The sequence below is a fragment of the Legionella sp. W05-934-2 genome (genome assembly GCF_964199965.1).
Taxonomy (GTDB): Bacteria; Pseudomonadota; Gammaproteobacteria; order Legionellales; family Legionellaceae; genus JAFIFT01.
The window spans coordinates 45,559-62,687 of the sequence record NZ_CAXMZT010000007.1 but is presented as its reverse complement, the minus strand read 5'-3'; the positions used below and the strand labels follow the sequence as shown (position 1 = coordinate 62,687).

The window sequence follows — 17,129 nt, the reverse complement described above, 5'->3', positions numbered from 1 at the left end:
ATTTGCTAGCATTTCAATAGCAACTTTGTTACCATGACGTTTCCAGTTAGGGTGGTTTCCTAGGTCCCCTCACGACGAAAACCTGTGAACCCCGTCAGGCCCGGAAGGGAGCAGCGGTAGCAGTGGATTCGGGCGTCGGGGTGTGGCTTTTGAAACCGCCGCCCAAACTTAGAGGTGATACGAGTCAATGAGCTATATTGCCCTAGCACGCAAATGGCGTCCTCGAACTTTTTCCCAGCTGATTGGGCAGGACCATGTCAGCCAGGCCCTCATACATTCCCTCAAAGAGCAACGCTTACATCATGCCTATCTTTTTACAGGTACCCGTGGCGTCGGTAAAACCAGCATTGCACGCCTTTTTGCCAAAGCCTTGAATTGCGAACAGGGAATAAGTGCCGAGCCATGCTTACAATGTGATGCGTGTGTTGCTATTGAACAGGGTCGTTTTCTTGATTTAATTGAGATTGATGCTGCATCGAAAACTGGGGTCGAAGATACGCGACAGATGCTCGATAATGCGCAGTATTTGCCAACACAAGGTCGCTTCAAAATCTATTTGATCGACGAAGTTCATATGCTTTCCCAAAGCAGTTTTAATGCGTTGCTGAAAACACTGGAAGAACCCCCCGCACATGTCAAATTTTTCTTAGCTACCACCGATCCTCAAAAAATTCCTGTGACGGTTTTGTCTCGTTGTTTGCAATTTAGTTTACGAGCGATTAGTGAACAAGCCATCATTGCCCAATTAATCGAAATATTAACGGCTGAGTCGTTATCTTACGAACAATCAGCGATCGAAGTGATTGCCCATGCAGCACAAGGTAGCATGCGTGATGGATTGAGTTTACTCGACCAAGCGTTAGCGATTGGTAATCAACAAGTAACCTTAACGTCTACCCAAAATATGTTAGGTTACACTCAACAAGATTATGCGCTGCACCTCTTACAGGCACTCGCAGGCAATGATGCGCAAACAATGCTGACTATCGCTGCAAAGATTGGTCAGGAAGGTGGGCATTATTCGTACGTTAACGAACAATTGTTGCAACATTTACACCAAATGATGATCTATCAGCAAGTTGGCAACATCGACGGTGTTCCATCCTTAAATGATGCATTAACCGAGTTAGCAAATTATTGGTCGGGCGAGGATTTACAACTTTTTTATCAAATTTTACTAAATGGCCAAGAAGCATTATCGTTGGCACCCATGCCAGCAATTGGGTTTGATGTGACCTTGATACGCCTGCTTCAGTTTGGGCCAATGCCAAAACAAACAAAGCCTGATGGCACATCAAATGCTAAAAGTAGTTCTGGCTTATTCAGTAATCCGCCACAAACCACAGCTAAAGCATCGATTGCAAATGCAACCGTTAGCGGCCAATCACCGGTGGTGGAGGTCGAGCATACAGGCTCAAAAAAATCGAATCAAACAGAACAAACTGAACCATTGGTAATGCCCCAAACGGGTAGCACAAACCCGCCAAAATCGCCTGAGCTCCAAGATTCAGCAGAGCCCTTGTCTGAGCCGATTGAAACCAAGAAATCAGACACGCACACGAAGGTCAAAGCAGATAAACCAGATGGCAAAGAGCAAACAATGGATACACCGACCGATTGGGCAAGTCTTGTTGCCAAATTGAATGTGTCTGGCATGGCAAAGACAGCACTCGATAACACGTCTTTAAAGACATTAGAAGAGAATGCGATATATTTGGTCACGCATGGTGGACATTTGTCTTTGTTTATCCCTTCTGTGCGAGAGCGAATTTCTGACGCTTTAGCTGCCCATTTTAACCGGCCCATCAAGTTGCATATTGAAGAATTGCCGGAAGTTCATAATACGCCAGCAAAAATTCAAGCAGCCAAAGAGGCCGAGGATAAAAAAAAAGCCTTTGAGGCGATAGCGTCAGATCCGGTGGTAAAAGAAATTCAAGAAAGTTTTTCAGCAAATGTGCTCGAAAATTCTATAACTTTTTTATCAGATGAACTATAATGTTATTATTTGAAACAACAGCGAGGTTTTCATGGCTGATTTATCTAACCTAATGAAAGAAGCTCAAAAGATGCAAGAGCGAATGCAACAAGCACAAAATGAGTTGACTGAAATGGTCGTCGTGGGCGAAGCCGGCGGTGGCATGGTTAAAGTTAAAATGAATGGTCGTCATCAGGCTTTGGAAGTGACGATTGATGACTCTTTATTGGATGAAGATGTATCCGATAGCAGCATGTTACAAGACTTGGTGTTAGCTGCTATTAACTCGGCAACGGATCGCGTTGAGAAAAAATCTCAAGAAAAAATTCGTCAATTAACTGCTGGATTAAATATTCCTCAAGACTTTATGAAAGATGAAGGCAAGGAATAAACATAGTTCATGACCCTTGTCGAACAATTAGCCGATGCATTACGATGTTTACCAGGTGTTGGGCCAAAATCGGCTCAACGCATGGTTTTTCATTTGCTACGAACCAATCGTCAACGTGGTTTACACTTAGCAACTTGCCTTGAAAAGGCGATGAATGGGGTGCATGCATGCCAACAATGCCGTTTTTTTGCTGAGCAGGCTATTTGTCCAATTTGCGCAGATGAAAAGCGTGATCCCGCAACGCTATGTGTAGTGGAATCACCCGTTGATGTGATGGCAATTGAGCAAAGTCATGTTTTTAAAGGGACCTATTTTGTTCTCAATGGAAAGATTTCACCACTTGATGGCTTGGGACCAGAAGATATTGGCTTGCCTGAACTCTACAACCGTGTTCAGTCCGGTGCAATCAAGGAAGTTATTTTAGCGATTAGCCCCTCGATTGAAGGACAAACGACCATCTACCATATTCAGCAAATGCTAAAACCCCTAGACATCGTGCTGAGTCAACTCGCACAAGGTATTCCTTCGGGTGGGGAGTTAGAATTCCTAGATGGCTATACGATTAGCCGTGCCTTACAACACCGTGCCGCATTACAACATGACTAAGCGTTTCTCCCTATTTCTGATAGCTGTTATAAGCCTTTTATTTTCTCAGCATTCCCTGGCTATGTATCAAAAAGAACTCTGGCCGATTTGGGAGGCAAATAATCCATTATCTAAACAAACGATCGATCATACGCTTTGGCGCGATTTCTTAAAACATCATGTGGTTGTCAATCATGAGGATATTCATTTAGTGAACTATCCTGCGATAACCAAAGCAGATATTGCAAAGTTACAGCAATACATCCATTTTCTAGAGCAAATTGATATTGATAACTATAATCGTGATGAACAGCTAGCCTACTGGCTAAATTTATATAATGCGCTGACTATTTCAATCGTTTATCGTTATTATCCGGTAAGTAGTATTCAAGATATTAATATATCGCCGGGTTTATTTAGCGTTGGGCCATGGGGTGCACGTTTAGTTCGAGTGAAAAATATCCCCTTGTCATTAGAGGATATCCATAATCGAATTATTCGCCCCATTTGGAATGATGCTCGTACCCATTATGCCATTAATAATGGTTCCATCGGTTCAGCCAATTTGCCATTAGTCCCCTTTGATGGCGAAAATATTGAAACACAACTCAATGATGCTGCGACAGCCTATATTAATTGTAAACGTGGTGCGCAGGTAATTGGAGGACATCTGATCCTATCAAAAATGTATAAATGGTTTGCCCGTGATTTTGGTATCAATGATGGCGATTTGATTCAGCATCTAGCCTTGTTTGCAAAAGAACCCCTTAAAAAACAACTTCGCCATATCAAAACAATTGATGGGTATATTTATAATTGGCATCTTAACACAACCGTTAAATAACCCAAGACGAGTTAGCGCTGTTCCCTCGTGTCGTGTTCTAATTCTGCAAATAAACTTTCCAAGCTTGGTCCTGTACCCGCGGTTTCACAGTAGGTTGCGATAATATGAAGAATCGCTTGAAGATTACGTTTGCTTGGGCTAGGGGCTTTCGCGGTTTTATCGACTTCAATCGCTTTACAAGGCAAATTTCTCGCATTAAGCGATTCAGAAAGTGCATCAGTCACTTGCATTAACGCTTGATAGAAGAAGTCGATTAATTGACATTGGGCCTCTGATAGTGTTGGCAGTTGCGACAACTTTCTTCCTTGGCTTATATAATACAAGACTCTTAATAAATACAATGTGTCGTTGTTACTAAAATAGCCATATAGGTTGATACATGCATCGACTTCAAGCGATTGAAAGGCATTTACCATATGGCTATATAATGTTGTGCCTAATGGTTGATGGATTGAAAGTTGTAAGCGCTTGCATAACATAAAAATGGCATCCAGAAGTCGACATGGATTAAACCAAAATTGATAAGACCGAAAAATAGCGTCAATGATTTCGGCGGTGGGAGTTTGTTCTGTAATAGCCACTTTGCTATTTAGTTTTTTAAGCCCTTCCATGATTAATTGGCGATACGTTTCTTTTGAACGAAGTGTAATTCCTTTTGGAAGTTGGTTGCCATGGCATAAGAAATTTTTTGGTGCAAGATGATACAGGTTTTTGCTAATTGAAATAAACGTTTCAATAAATTGCTCAATGCGTTGATAAAGAAACGATAAGCGATGATCGAGTGAAATCAGAAAATCGGGATGCTTTGAATGCTGGGATAATTGATCGGGAAATAGTTTGTAGTAATAAACATGGAACATCAAATGAGCCGTATCATCATGCGTCAACATTTGATAAAGATCTTGGTAGGCACTGGTGTTAAGCTGATGGAAAAAATCAGTTGCCCAGGCAGGGTTGTCTTGTTGGTGCCGGATTAAATCAATAAACGATAGAAACCAGCTAGATAAACTTTCCAATGGTAAGGTTTCGCTCTTTTGGGAAAATTGTTGGGATGATGCGTGCTGTTGATAAATCATGGTTAATTTGTGCAGGCAATCAATCATCTCTGCAATGCAGGTTGCTTTTTCCTCGCGATTCGCTGATTGTTTAAATGCGATACTTTGTTGTTGCCAGCGTTGAATGATGGCTTGCCTATCGTTGCTTACCGTTGGTTCGCTTTTAGGGGAATAATCAACAGGCGGATAGAAATGGCGCAATTGGTGCAGGAGTGAGGTACAGTATTCAAGTTTTTTAAGCAATGCTTCATAAGGCGCTTCTTCGAATTTTAACGCTAATAGGGAATTTAGCGGTGCTTCGGTATTTTTGATTAACCACATTAACTCCGCAACAGATTGGTTTTTGGGATCAGAATGCCAATCAGAGAAAGGCGCATTTCCTTGCATATTCTGGGCTCCTTTAGGTATATATTATATACTCTCATAGGAAAGCGAATGAAGCCAGTTTATTATTTATTCACATGCGAGTACGCGTCACTTTAAAAATCATCATTTGTTCAGTATGATAAGCTAATATGAAATAATAAACGCATACACTATGACAATTCTGAGTCACCACATAATATTTATACAGCCCGATCCCCTTACCCAGGAAACTGAGCAATATTTTGCGCAGTTTAATTATCAGGTCAGTCAGCAACATCACTTCCCACCAAAATTACAAGAACGCTTTTTGCCTGAGGCTGTGATTGTCGATAGTGCCATGATAAATAATGCTGAAAATCTGCATGAATTTTACCATCAATACCCGGTTGCCATAATCATTCTCCATGATAAGTTTGATGAGGATTTATGCATTCAATACTTGGAAGCGGGCGCGGATGATTTTTTAGTGAAACCAATCCACCTCCGTGAGCTCCATGCACGAATTAATGTCATCGCAAGACGAGTGACGGAACATCGAGCCGTGTATGATGATGAAATATTTCAATTTGGCGATTGGCAGCTGTTTTTACGATCGCGAAAATTGGTTCATCTATCAGGACAAGAACTTTCATTGAGCACGGGAGAATTCGAGATGATGTTAGCATTTGTCCGCCATCCCCATGAAATTCTTAGCCGGGATTTTTTATTACAAGGTCAACATGACGATGAAGATTTAAGTCCCCTTGATCGTCGTATAGACGTCCAGGTAAGCCGGCTAAGACAAAAAATTGAATATGATCCGAAACATCCGATGTTGATTAAAACTATCCGAAATGGTGGCTATATGTTCACTTCCGATGTCAGGATTAAACGGTAGGCAATTGAATCCCCGTTATTTCACCTTAACAAGACACTAGTCGATTCAAACGGTTACGTTTGTTGAGTATACCTACATGAAACGTTAGTTATTATCTAAATCCATCCCTACCGGTTTCTGTATCAGTATCCGTGTCCGTGTCCGTGTCCGTGTCGATTTTGATTGAATGCAACTATCACTATTTTAATCTAAAAAAACTTCAGGGACGTTACCTAGTGTACCTTAGCAAGCAGTAAACCAAATGTGGGTAGGTCCACTTATTTTTTTTTGGGGGGGGGTGCCTTAGATTTTATTTGGAACATGCGTATGGACCGGATCATATTATCACTGACTTTGAGAATATCTATTTGATATTTGCCCAGGCGCAAGCAGCAATTAGCCGGGGGGATGGTGCCTAAATGTTCGATGATAAGGCCACTCAACGTGCGAGGGCCTATCAAGGGGAGGTTCCAATGTAATAACCGATTTAATTGACGAATGGTGATGCCACCATCGACAATGTAAGACCCATCCTCTTGAGGAGTGATGTCTTTTTCTAATGCGGCGACATCCGTGGTAAATTCACCCACGACTTCTTCCAATATATCTTCCATGGTGGCTAAGCCAAGCAGATCGCCATATTCATCCACCACAAAACAGCTTCGTTGTTTTGTCTTTTGAAAATGCAAGAGTTGGATATTTAAGGTGGTGGCTTCAGGGACATAGTATGGCTTATTGGCCTTTTCCAATATATTCTCAAGGGTTAGCGAATCGTCCATTTGTAAATGTAAAATATCGCGAATGTGGATCATGCCAATCAAATTATCGATATTACCATGGTACAAAGGCAAACGAGTGTGCTGGGCGGTTTCAATTTGATCTAACAAATCATGCCAAGGCAAATCTAAATCGAGGCCAGTGACCTCCGATTTTGGAATCATGATGTCTTCAACCGTTGCTTGTTCTAAATCCAGCAAACTGATTAGCATGCTTTTATGTTCAATCGGTAACATAACACCCGCTTCATGAACAACGGAGCGAAGCTCTTCTCCGGTTAAATGTTCATGTTGGGCATCACTGAGTGAGATGCCACATAACTTGATAAGGTTGTTGGCAATCCAACTAGTAGCATACACAATCGGCATTAAAATTTGTTGCAAGATCTTGAGTGGTAAGGATGAAAAAAAAGCAACTTTTTGTGGGTGAATAGCCGCCAATGTTTTTGGCGTCATTTCAGAAAAGACAAGAATGATTAATGTTAAACTGATGGTAGCAATTGCCACGCCCACATCGCCATATAACCGTTGACCAATTAATGTTGCGATGGTAGAAGCAACAATATTTGCCAAGGTATTGCCAATAAGTATCACACCGAGTAATTTATCGGGCTTACTCAGTAATTGGTTGACGCGGATAGCATTTTTATTTTTTTGTTTCACCAAATGGCGTAAGCGATATCGGTTAAGTGACATCATGCCAATTTCTGACCCCGAGAAAAATGCAGAAGCGATGACAAGAACAATCAGTGATATAAAAAGAGTCGATAATGGCAAATGCATCGAAGATAGTGTGTTAGGAGAAGAATGGTTTTAGGATTACACTTTTATTAAGTCCATGCAAGCATTTGTAACTAATTGAATGTGTTATACTAAAAAATATGCCCCTTCATTTTCCCTTCTCCCCAGGCATGGGGAGAAGGTGCCCAAAGGGCGGATGAGGGGTTGCTTATTCGAAGATATTATTTGATGTGTCGTGTTTTGTGCTTGAGGACACTATAAATTATACTGTAAAAACAGACAGTTAGCTAAGAATAATAAAAACAAGGACGTCTTATGAAACGACTCATGCTTATGCTTATGATAGTTTGTTGTCAAATTGGCTATAGTCAAGGATGTGTTGTTGGCGAACCGTCTAAAGTGCAAAAATATGTCTGTTATGACGGCCGCACATTAAAAAAAGAATTTGGTAAGTTTATTTGGCATGCTAGAAGGGGATGCTTTAAAAGCACAGTGCCTTGCTGTTCTTATCAAGCAGATCATTATGCTTATTCACCTAATCCGGGAAATCTTGCAATTGCCCTTTTTCGCTGCCAAGAAAATTATCCATTCCACCTCGGAGAAATGCAAACACGTTAGGGGTATATACTCGTAATCATTCAAAATGCGAGGATTTATACGCCTATTGAATGATCACGAGTATAGCATAGCGTGACTATTCACCGTATACTGGTAGCATAGATAATGTTTGAGAATGGATGTGAAGATAGTAATCGGTTTAATCGTTTTCGTTGGTGTTGTGACATTGATTTGCTACCTATGGCCACAAATCAATTTCAAAGAGATGCCAAAGGGATTATGTGCCGGCAATCTTAACGGGAAGAAGCCAAATTGGGTTTCGAGTAAAGTAGACAAAGCGGATAGCCACTACGTAGCGCCTTTAAAAATAACGTCGCTGTTAACGGTGGAAGATGCCATCAAAAATCACTTACCTGGCATTACCATTTACCAACGAGACAAGAATAATCTATTGGCTTATCGACAAAGCCCCATCTATCACTTTACTGATTGGATTTGTATTGAAGCAGATGGCAGTGTGACATCATCGGCAACCCTGGGGTATGGCGATTTTAATCAAAACCGCAAATTGGTTGAGTCGATTCGGCAAATATTGCAACAATGATTTTCGTTTGTACTTGCCAGTGTGGTAAACTAAGGCCCTTATTAATCGAAAGAGGTTAAAAGATGTTTGATAATTTAACGGATCGTTTGGTTCAAACCTTCAAACAAATTAGTGGTAAAGCAAAACTTAGCGAAGAAAACATACAACAAATTACCCGAGACGTTCGCCTCGCACTGATTGAGGCAGATGTTGCCTTGCCCGTTGTTAAAACGTTTGTTAATCAAGTGAAAGACGCAGCGATTGGTCAAGATGTTGGCAAAAGCTTAAAACCACAAGAAGCGTTCATTAAAATAGTCAACGATCAGTTAATTCATGCGCTTGGGGATGAGCATCAAGCTTTGAACTTGAAAACTCAACCGCCCGCGGTGATTTTAATGGCAGGTTTACAAGGGTCTGGTAAAACGACCAGTGCCGCTAAATTGGCGAAGTTTCTTCAAGAAAAAGAAAACAAAAAAGTGATGTTGGTCAGTGCGGACATCTATCGTCCAGCCGCTATCAAGCAATTACAGCTCCTGGCTGAACAAATCGGTGCAACGTTTTATCCATCCACGGTTGATGATAAGCCTAAAGATATTGTGAATGGGGCATTATCCGAAGCAAGGAAAACCTATGCGGACGTGTTAATTATCGATACGGCAGGTCGTTTGCACATCGATCATGACATGATGGAAGAAATTAAACAAATTCATCAATTATCCAAGCCAATCGAAACATTATTCGTTGTCGACAGTATGACTGGGCAAGATGCGGCTAATACGGCAAAAGCATTCCATGATGCGTTACCACTGACAGGGGTTGTCCTGACAAAAACAGACGGTGATGCACGAGGTGGTGCGGCACTATCGGTAAAACAAATCACGGGCAAGCCAATTAAATTCATGGGGCGTGGTGAAAAAATAGAGGCATTAGAGCCGTTTCACCCTGACCGAGTGGCCTCCCAGATTTTGGGTATGGGCGATATGCTCAGCTTAATTGAGCAAGTAGAAAGCAAAGCTGAAAAAGCGCAAAACCAAAAATTGGCTCAAAAAATCAAAAAAGGAAAGAATTTCGATTTAAATGATTTTATGCAGCAAATTCAGCAAATGAATGAAATGGGTGGCATCAGTAGTATGATAGGCAAATTGCCTGGCATGAAGCAGATGGGGCAGCAAGCCATGGGAGAAGCAGGCGAAAAAGCAATGAAGCAAACCGTTGCGATTATCTCTTCAATGACTCCCAAAGAGCGACGCATTCCCAAAATCATCTCGGGATCGCGTAAAAAACGGATAGCCAAGGGATCCGGCGTGCAGATCCCCGATGTGAATCGCTTACTCAAACAATTTGAACAGATGCAGCGAATGATGAAAAAGTTTTCAAAACCCGGCGGCATGAAAAAAATGATGCGTGGTTTGGGCGGATTAATGGGCGGAATGCCTGGTAATATGATGCCGCCGGATGATTTTCTTAAATAATTATCTAACATTGTGGATATTTTGAGGTTTGTTGAAAAAAATAGTCTTTAGGCTTCCATTCAAAGCTATTTTTGCGTACAATACAGACCATTTTGGTTAACACCTGTTAAAACTAGAGGAAACTATGGTTGTTATTCGTTTATTAAGAGCGGGCGCCAAAAAGCGACCATTTTATCATGTGATTGTGACAGATAGTCGCAAGCGTCGAGACACGGGTAGTTGTATAGCACGTATCGGTTTTTACAACCCTATTGCTCGTGGTCAAGAAGTTGAGCTTAATATTGACTTGGAAAAAATAAAGCATTGGCAAAGCATCGGTGCTCAAATATCCGAGCGCGTTAAAGCTTTGGTAAAAAAAGCAGAAAAGCGTCAAGCTGAATCTGCCTAATGTGAGATACCGTTGGCATATATTGTTGTAGGTCGGTTTGGTAAAGCACACGGCATTAAAGGTGCCATTACCATACAGTCCTTTACTGAGCCTGCGGATAATATTCTCCAGTATCGTCCTTGGTTTATTAAACGAGGCAATGTCTGGGAAGAGGTGAGAGTTGATAACGTCGAGCAACTTGGAAAACAATTAATTGCTTGGCTGGATCAAGTGACCGATCGCGATCAAGCGAGTGCTTTGACAAATCTTGAAATCGCCGTCTCAGAATCAGTCTTACCAAAACTACCAGAAGGTGAGTATTACTGGCAGCAGCTCATTGGTTTAAGCGTAACCAATTTGAACAAGGTGTTTCTGGGAACCGTCACTGAAATCATAGCAACAGGCGCTAATGACGTCATTGTTATTGAAGGGGAACGAAGGCACTTGGTTCCTTTTTTGGTAGGTCGCTACATTCAATCAATTGACCTCGAATCGAGGGAAATGATTGTTGATTGGGATGAGACGTTCTAAATGGTTTGTCATTTAGGTGTGATTTCTGTACTGCCTGATATGTTTGCCAGTTTGCAGTACGGCGTCTGTGGAAAAGCCATCGATAGAGGCTTAGCGAAAATTGATGTGTTTAATCCGCGTGATTGGACACAAGATGTGCATAGACAGGTTGACGATAAGCCATACGGCGGTGGACCTGGCATGGTGTTGATGTATGAGCCTCTCAAAGCAGCAATAGGCCATGCAAAATCAGTGATGCCATCGGATTGCAAAACAATCTATTTGAGTCCGCAGGGAAGGGTGGTGACGCAGCAAATTTTAAACGATGCTGCGGCAAAAAACCAATCCTTGCTGTTTTTGGCCGGTCGATATGAAGGCATTGATGAACGAATCATTGCGCATCATATTGATGAAGAGTGGTCAATTGGTGATTTTGTGTTAAGTGGCGGTGAATTGGCAGCGATGGCTTTTATTGATGCTATCATCCGTTTATTGCCAGGTGCTCTCGGGCATGGTGGGTCGGCGTTACAGGATTCTTTTATGGCGGGTTTGCTTGATTACCCCCACTACACCCGACCATCCCAAGTAGACGGTTACAGTGTGCCAAACGTTCTTATGAGTGGGGACCATCAAAAAATTGGTCTTTGGCGACGTAAGCAAGCTTTAGGAAAAACCTGGTTAAAACGACCAGATTTATTAAGTGATTTGGATTTGTCATCGAGTGACAAACTGTTACTTGAAGAGTTTATTAACGAACAAGGTGGTTGAAATAGATAAGGTTTGTCTTGTCTTAACAATTACCTCGGCTAGGAGTGATTTATGGCTAACATCATTGACCAGCTCAATGCAGAGCAAATGCAGGGCAAAAAGATTCCTGAGTTTGCACCCGGTGATACGGTCTCTGTGCAAGTGAAAGTTAAAGAAGGTAACCGCGAGCGTTTACAGGCATTTGAAGGTGTTGTGATTGCAAAGCGAAATCGTGGCTTAAATTCGGCTTTTACTGTGCGAAAGATTTCTCACGGTGTTGGTGTAGAGCGTGTATTTCAAACATACAGCCCTCTAATTGACAGTGTTAACGTCGTTCGTCGCGGTGATGTCCGTCGGGCTAAGTTGTATTATCTTCGTGAGCTATCTGGCCGCGCAGCTCGTATTAAAGAAAAATTAGCTTCTCGTGCAAACAAAGAAGAAGCCTAATTCCATCGTTGAAGAGTCTTTGCCAACAGCGCTAGGCTGTTGGCTAATTCGTCATAATAACCATCAACTATACCGATTAACCTGGTTAGGCTGGGATAAACAATCTGATTCAGCTCCATCTCATTTCGCGCGTCATATCCAACACATTATCGATACTTATGCCAACACAGGTTACATTGACTGCTCAGATATTTCCATTCACTTGCAAGTGACGCCCTTTCAATTAAAGGTATTGGAAGAGTTATCAACGATTCCTTGTGGGCAAACCAAGACCTATGGAGAAATTGCTAAACGAATCCATAGTAGCCCTAGAGCAGTAGGTCAGGCATGTCGAACAAACCCCATTCAATTATTCATTCCATGCCACCGTATTCTCAGCCAAAAAGGAATAGGTGGTTATATGGGTAAACAAAGTCACACGGACTTTAAATTGCTATTGTTGAATCATGAAGCGAAGTTCCATGATTCATCAGATGCATGTGATTAGTCACCCATCGTTATTCTTGCAAATATACCCGTCATCATTCAAAATGCAAGTTTTCTGCTTTTCCTTTTTTGCAGGGCAAAAGAGAAAGACGCATAAATCCTCGCATTTTGAATGATCACGGGTATAAACAAAACAACTTGCCTTTAAAAATTTCATCTATACTAAAAAGAAAATAGGAGAGGCAAGATGAAATGGTTTGGGGTTCTATTATTGGTCGTCCCACTATCGCTCTGGGCCCAGTGTGATTTAGCAACGTTTCCCTGGGAATGTAACCTACAGCCTAAATTAAATCCTGGAAAAAACTTAGTCTTGGCATTTTGCAATGGCACGCCGGTGTATTTGACAAAGCAACAACAAAAAATTCTCAAACGTTATCGGAATGCTTATGTGAATATGGTACTAAAAGTGAATGATGAATATTTCACCGGACCCTGTCAACTTGCTGAACAATAAGCAGTGGCATCCGAATGCCATAATTGGATCAATGAAGGGATGGATTGGTATGCGAATTATCCTGGCAGTACTTATTTTTTTCTCCAATACAACGAGTTACGCTATGCGATGCGTTAATCAAGAGGGGAACTACATTATTAGTACGGGAGATGATATGGCTGACGTTGCCTTCAAATGTGGCCGCCCGGATTTTCAATATGAATTAGGCCTGTTATTAGATAGCGAAGTTTGGGTATATCGGCAAAGTGGCGGAGCGGTGTATCGGGTAACCTTCCTCCAAGGCGTGGTATCGGATATTGAATTTGATCGTTTTAATTAAAATTAGCGTTTCTTGCGCTGGTATCGAGATGTAAACAAAAGCAGTGATAATAAAGCCAGGGCCCCACCACAAAAATATTAAACTTGAAAGCAAATCACCAACTATTATCGCTTTAACAAAAGCAACCGTATGAAGCAATGTCAGCGGTAATCCAGGTTATTCTGAAATGATAGTACCATAGCAACTCACCGCTTTTCAAAAATCATTCCTCTTGCAATTTGTAGGAGGGATAGGAAAAAAATAGACCTATCCCTCGGATGAGGAGAGGCGCAGCATTTTCGAAAATTTGGTAGACTTCTCTGTTAAACATATCACCAAACCTTATATTCTCTTCAATTGAAGTTCCATTGAAAATCCTGTTTTAGGGAAATCTTTCTAATTAAAAGGGATAGATTCCATCTGGATAGCGGATTCACCTTGAATGCGCGCTTGGATGTGTAGCCATGGGTGTCGGCAAGTTAATTTTTGGTCTGGTTTGGCAATGCGAAAAAAATATCCGACAATTTGGTTATCCTCCCATACCCATAATTGATAAAACCGAGCATTCCACCATTCATCATTGCTTTTGATAACTGAGCAACGGCTTGGATACTTCTCAATAATGAGATAATGAGTGCCATCGATAATACATCCACTGCTGCGATGAGGACTTCCATGGAAGCAAGCAGAAGGCCAATCATGTTGATTGATCATGACTAACCCTTTTTTTCGGATTGTTTCAAGATGCTGTGCCTGCCATCGGGCAGCTGATAGCACTTTTTCCATTGTAATCAACGTATCGTAAATGACTAGTATGGATGTAGTCATTAACATCAGAATAACAAGTGTCGTCAGAAGGATTGATCCTTGTAGGCGCTTTTCTATCACAGTTGTTGCCTTGAATTCAATTTTGCATTTGCTGTCCAAATGGACAAATCAAACGAAGGCAATTGTTTATATTGCCAAGTGATGTTTATGATATTTTCACTCGGTGAGATAACGTTAAATTCCTTCAGTGCTTGCGTGATACGCTCCCTTTTTTGATCACCATAAAAAAGCGTGTCGTGCTGAAACTCAAAATTATCTTGGTGCCATAACCCAATATAACTATCTTCATCAATAACAAAACGGCTCGGGTAGGCAAGAACAATTTGATATTGACTACCCATTGATTTCACTGACTGGATGAGATTGAGCTCGCTATATCGGCAATTGGTGAGTAAGATTGCGTGGTTAGGACTGAGCCCAATTGCTTTCGCAACGACTGGCATTGATGAATAGTCGGAAGCAAGAGGCTGGAAGTTTTTGTCCATATAAGTTGCAATCAACTGCTGAGGTTTCGTGATTAAAGCCTGCTGCTTTATCCATTGTGATTGGCTAGCATCCCAAATGTCAAAAGTCGATTGGCTACCACAGGGTAGAAAACCCGCTTGATGAATGCTATCAGTTATCAGTTTAGAGAGTAGCGTTTGTTCAAACTGGTGCTTAAATAAGGTTAGTTGTCGGTTAGTGTTTTCGCTGAGACTAACATACTGTTGCAGAAGCAAGCTCCCTAATAGCGTTGATAAAAAGAGGCTAATAAGTAATTCGGAAAGAGACATCTTAAGTCCTTTTCTAATTAAGTGCTGTGAGAAACTGTGAACAATCTAAATGTTGTTCGACGCGTTTTTGATAAATTTGCCACTCAATATGGTAAGGCTCTGTTGTTTGCCAGTAGAAAGGGGCTGGAATCGGCTGGATTGGTAAGCCTGATTTTTGTCGTTCACAGGCATTCACTAAGTGCTGCTGCCCCTGCCAACTTAACAATTGCTGGTTTGACCAGCGCATGGCTTGCCATTGCTGTTTGATAAGAGCAAGGCATGTTGACGTGATGAGGCATAAAGTAATTAATATTTCAAATAAAGAAAATCCATTGCTTTTCATTTGTTCTTCCTGATTGGACTTGAATAATCAACGCAATAGTAATCAAATTTGTGTTGAATAACAAGTTAGGGTACTATACTTTAGGCTTATTAAAATGCATAAAGATTTATATTTATGAATATTTTATTGCATGAATATTGCTATAGGAAACACTATGATTGATTGGAATCAATATATTCATCGGGGCATTCAATCGCTAAAGCCTTATCAGCCTGGTAAGTCTGTAGACGACTTATTTCGTGAAAGAGGCGTTGCCCATGCAATTAAATTAGCGAGCAATGAAAATCCGCTTGGGTGCAGTCCCAATGTGTTGTCTGCTTTAAGCAATATCACTGCAGAGCAGATAGCCACCTATCCGAATGCGATTCATCACCCTTTAAAACAGAAAATAGCCGAACAGGTGTCGTTATCACCCAATCAGATATTATTAGCCAATGGGTCTGATTCAATTTTTAGTTTAGTCTTTACATTATTTTGTTTACATCAACAAAAAGAAGTACTAACCCACCAACAATGTTTCCCGTCCTACCCAATTCAAGCGAAAGGCTTAGGCATTCCTACCAAGCAGATTTCCTTAAACGATAATTGGCAATGGGCTGTTTCTTCCTTTATAGAGGCATGCACAAGCAATACCGGCGTGCTTTTATTTGCTAATCCGAATAACCCAACGGGTGTGATAGTTAGCCAACTTTCAATTAAAGAATTGTTACAATCTGTGCCTGAAAATGTCATCGTTATCGTGGATGAGGCTTATTACGAATATGCATTTGTGGATGCATCAGAAAGTGCGTTGCCCTTATTACAACATTTTCCCAACCTAATTATCACGCGCACCTTTTCCAAAGCCTATGGATTGGCCGCCTTACGCTTAGGCTATGCCATGGCAAATGAATCGATCATCGAGCTCCTATGGCGAATTCAACAGCCCTTTGCTGTTAATAACCTCGCGCTGCATTGTGGGGAGATCGCTTGGGATGATCAAGCCTTCGTACAACAATCGATAGAACTTAATGCAAAAGGGTTAGCGCACATGGCACAAGCGATATCTGAAATGGGCTACCCACTTATCCCGTCGCATGCTAACTTCATTACCTTCGATGCAGGCGTCAAAGCAAGTGCGTTAAATGATTACTTACTCAATAAGGGCGTTATTATCCGCCCATTAGCTGGGGCTGGCATGCCTCACCATTTGCGAGTTAGCATTGGCAACCCACAACAAAATGCCCGATTTTTAGATGCATTAAACCAGTTCAGCGATAATAAGTTGAGTTGCAGTTAAACCCGCTTCAATTTAAGATAAGTTCTGTTTGTGTGACTAATATAGGAATAGGTGAATGTCAGATTTAAAAGAAAAACACTGCCAATCCTGTGAGGGTATTGGCGAAGCGCTGAATTCAGAGCAAATCAGCAATTTAATGCCGCAACTGGATAAAAACTGGGATGTGATTGATAACCATACTAAAATTAAGCGACGTTATACTTTCAAAAACTTCTATGAAACCATGGCGTTTGTTAATGCAGTAGCTTGGATTGCCAATACAGAAAATCATCACCCTGATATAGAATGTGGTTACAATTACTGTCATATTACCTTCATGACCCATGCTTTATCGGGATTAACGCATAATGATTTTATTTGCGCAGCAAAAATCGATTCGTTGACCGAATAAATAAATTGAGAAGGCGGGCATGTTT

Annotated in this window: 22 protein-coding genes and 1 other RNA gene; 18 read left to right on the top strand and 5 right to left on the bottom strand. The window is 41.3% G+C overall.

Going from position 1 to position 17,129, the window contains the following annotated elements; translation table 11 throughout:
• The first annotated feature begins 58 nt into the window (after positions 1–58).
• The 5 genes from ffs (at position 59) to AB3348_RS09390 (ending at position 3,795) form a co-directional block, all read left to right on the top strand.
• Positions 59–155: signal recognition particle sRNA small type (gene ffs / locus AB3348_RS09410), an RNA gene on the top strand.
• A 32-nt stretch (positions 156–187) separates the two neighbouring features.
• Positions 188–1,996 (top strand): DNA polymerase III subunit gamma/tau, encoded by a 1,809-nt coding sequence (gene dnaX / locus AB3348_RS09405; protein ID WP_367607350.1) that lies wholly within the window; start codon positions 188–190, stop codon positions 1,994–1,996.
• A 31-nt stretch (positions 1,997–2,027) separates the two neighbouring features.
• A complete protein-coding gene (locus AB3348_RS09400; protein WP_367607349.1) occupies positions 2,028–2,366 on the top strand; it encodes a YbaB/EbfC family nucleoid-associated protein in 339 nt (112 codons plus the stop codon).
• A 9-nt stretch (positions 2,367–2,375) separates the two neighbouring features.
• Positions 2,376–2,972, top strand: a complete 597-nt coding sequence (gene recR, locus AB3348_RS09395; protein ID WP_367607348.1) for a recombination mediator RecR — start codon at positions 2,376–2,378, stop codon at positions 2,970–2,972.
• Positions 2,965–3,795, top strand: coding sequence for a DUF547 domain-containing protein (locus AB3348_RS09390; RefSeq protein WP_367607458.1), 831 nt, complete (start codon positions 2,965–2,967; stop codon positions 3,793–3,795). The genes recR and AB3348_RS09390 overlap by 8 nt, the downstream gene beginning before the upstream one ends.
• Positions 3,796–3,806: 11 nt before the next feature.
• On the opposite strand, the gene AB3348_RS09385 is transcribed toward AB3348_RS09390, so the two are convergent.
• A complete protein-coding gene (locus AB3348_RS09385) occupies positions 3,807–5,237 on the bottom strand; it encodes a hypothetical protein (RefSeq protein WP_367607347.1) in 1,431 nt (476 codons plus the stop codon).
• 151 nt (positions 5,238–5,388) lie between these two features.
• Here AB3348_RS09385 and AB3348_RS09380 point away from each other — a divergent pair, with 151 nt between their 5' ends.
• Positions 5,389–6,093, top strand: coding sequence for a winged helix-turn-helix domain-containing protein (locus AB3348_RS09380; RefSeq protein ID WP_367607346.1), 705 nt, complete (start codon positions 5,389–5,391; stop codon positions 6,091–6,093).
• 257 nt (positions 6,094–6,350) lie between these two features.
• Here the strand turns inward: AB3348_RS09380 and AB3348_RS09375 are convergent, their stop codons facing one another.
• The gene (locus tag AB3348_RS09375) at positions 6,351–7,583 is read right to left on the bottom strand and encodes an HlyC/CorC family transporter (RefSeq protein ID WP_367607457.1); all 1,233 of its coding nucleotides are present in this window, start codon (positions 7,581–7,583) and stop codon (positions 6,351–6,353) included.
• 321 nt (positions 7,584–7,904) lie between these two features.
• Here AB3348_RS09375 and AB3348_RS09370 point away from each other — a divergent pair, with 321 nt between their 5' ends.
• The 10 genes from AB3348_RS09370 to AB3348_RS09325 all read left to right on the top strand — a co-directional run bounded on the left by AB3348_RS09370 (position 7,905) and on the right by AB3348_RS09325 (position 13,532).
• Positions 7,905–8,207 carry a hypothetical protein gene (locus AB3348_RS09370; RefSeq protein WP_367607345.1) on the top strand — a complete coding sequence of 101 codons (303 nt, stop codon included), beginning with the start codon at positions 7,905–7,907 and terminating at the stop codon, positions 8,205–8,207.
• Positions 8,208–8,322: 115 nt separating this feature from the next.
• A complete protein-coding gene (locus AB3348_RS09365) occupies positions 8,323–8,751 on the top strand; it encodes a DUF1499 domain-containing protein (RefSeq protein WP_367607344.1) in 429 nt (142 codons plus the stop codon).
• A gap of 62 nt (positions 8,752–8,813) precedes the next feature.
• Entirely contained in the window at positions 8,814–10,202 is a 1,389-nt protein-coding gene (gene ffh / locus AB3348_RS09360; RefSeq protein WP_367607343.1) for a signal recognition particle protein, read from the top strand.
• A 124-nt stretch (positions 10,203–10,326) separates the two neighbouring features.
• Complete coding sequence (rpsP, locus tag AB3348_RS09355) at positions 10,327–10,590, top strand: 30S ribosomal protein S16 (RefSeq protein WP_367607342.1); 264 nt, start codon at positions 10,327–10,329, stop codon at positions 10,588–10,590.
• A 12-nt stretch (positions 10,591–10,602) separates the two neighbouring features.
• Positions 10,603–11,100 carry a ribosome maturation factor RimM gene (gene rimM / locus AB3348_RS09350; RefSeq protein ID WP_367607341.1) on the top strand — a complete coding sequence of 166 codons (498 nt, stop codon included), beginning with the start codon at positions 10,603–10,605 and terminating at the stop codon, positions 11,098–11,100.
• Entirely contained in the window at positions 11,101–11,847 is a 747-nt protein-coding gene (gene trmD / locus AB3348_RS09345) for a tRNA (guanosine(37)-N1)-methyltransferase TrmD (protein WP_367607340.1), read from the top strand.
• A 51-nt stretch (positions 11,848–11,898) separates the two neighbouring features.
• Positions 11,899–12,273, top strand: a complete 375-nt coding sequence (gene rplS / locus AB3348_RS09340; RefSeq protein WP_367607339.1) for a 50S ribosomal protein L19 — start codon at positions 11,899–11,901, stop codon at positions 12,271–12,273.
• The gene (locus tag AB3348_RS09335; protein WP_367607338.1) at positions 12,251–12,760 is read left to right on the top strand and encodes a methylated-DNA--[protein]-cysteine S-methyltransferase; all 510 of its coding nucleotides are present in this window, start codon (positions 12,251–12,253) and stop codon (positions 12,758–12,760) included. Before rplS ends, AB3348_RS09335 begins: the two co-directional genes overlap by 23 nt.
• Positions 12,761–12,946: 186 nt before the next feature.
• Positions 12,947–13,213, top strand: coding sequence for a hypothetical protein (locus AB3348_RS09330; RefSeq protein WP_367607337.1), 267 nt, complete (start codon positions 12,947–12,949; stop codon positions 13,211–13,213).
• The gene (locus tag AB3348_RS09325; protein ID WP_367607336.1) at positions 13,170–13,532 is read left to right on the top strand and encodes a DUF2845 domain-containing protein; all 363 of its coding nucleotides are present in this window, start codon (positions 13,170–13,172) and stop codon (positions 13,530–13,532) included. The genes AB3348_RS09330 and AB3348_RS09325 overlap by 44 nt, the downstream gene beginning before the upstream one ends.
• A 375-nt stretch (positions 13,533–13,907) precedes the next feature.
• Here AB3348_RS09325 and AB3348_RS09320 read toward each other — a convergent pair whose 3' ends face one another.
• From AB3348_RS09320 to AB3348_RS09310, 3 genes are read right to left on the bottom strand one after another with little or no spacing between them, the layout of a single operon-like run.
• Positions 13,908–14,339, bottom strand: a complete 432-nt coding sequence (locus AB3348_RS09320) for a hypothetical protein (RefSeq protein WP_367607335.1) — start codon at positions 14,337–14,339, stop codon at positions 13,908–13,910.
• A gap of 56 nt (positions 14,340–14,395) precedes the next feature.
• Entirely contained in the window at positions 14,396–15,112 is a 717-nt protein-coding gene (locus AB3348_RS09315) for a hypothetical protein (protein ID WP_367607334.1), read from the bottom strand.
• A gap of 13 nt (positions 15,113–15,125) precedes the next feature.
• Entirely contained in the window at positions 15,126–15,434 is a 309-nt protein-coding gene (locus AB3348_RS09310; protein WP_367607333.1) for a hypothetical protein, read from the bottom strand.
• 154 nt (positions 15,435–15,588) lie between these two features.
• Between AB3348_RS09310 and hisC the strand changes: the two genes are divergently transcribed.
• Positions 15,589–16,713 (top strand): histidinol-phosphate transaminase, encoded by a 1,125-nt coding sequence (gene hisC, locus AB3348_RS09305; RefSeq protein ID WP_367607332.1) that lies wholly within the window; start codon positions 15,589–15,591, stop codon positions 16,711–16,713.
• A gap of 55 nt (positions 16,714–16,768) precedes the next feature.
• Complete coding sequence (locus tag AB3348_RS09300) at positions 16,769–17,104, top strand: 4a-hydroxytetrahydrobiopterin dehydratase (protein WP_367607331.1); 336 nt, start codon at positions 16,769–16,771, stop codon at positions 17,102–17,104.
• Positions 17,105–17,129 lie beyond the last annotated feature (25 nt).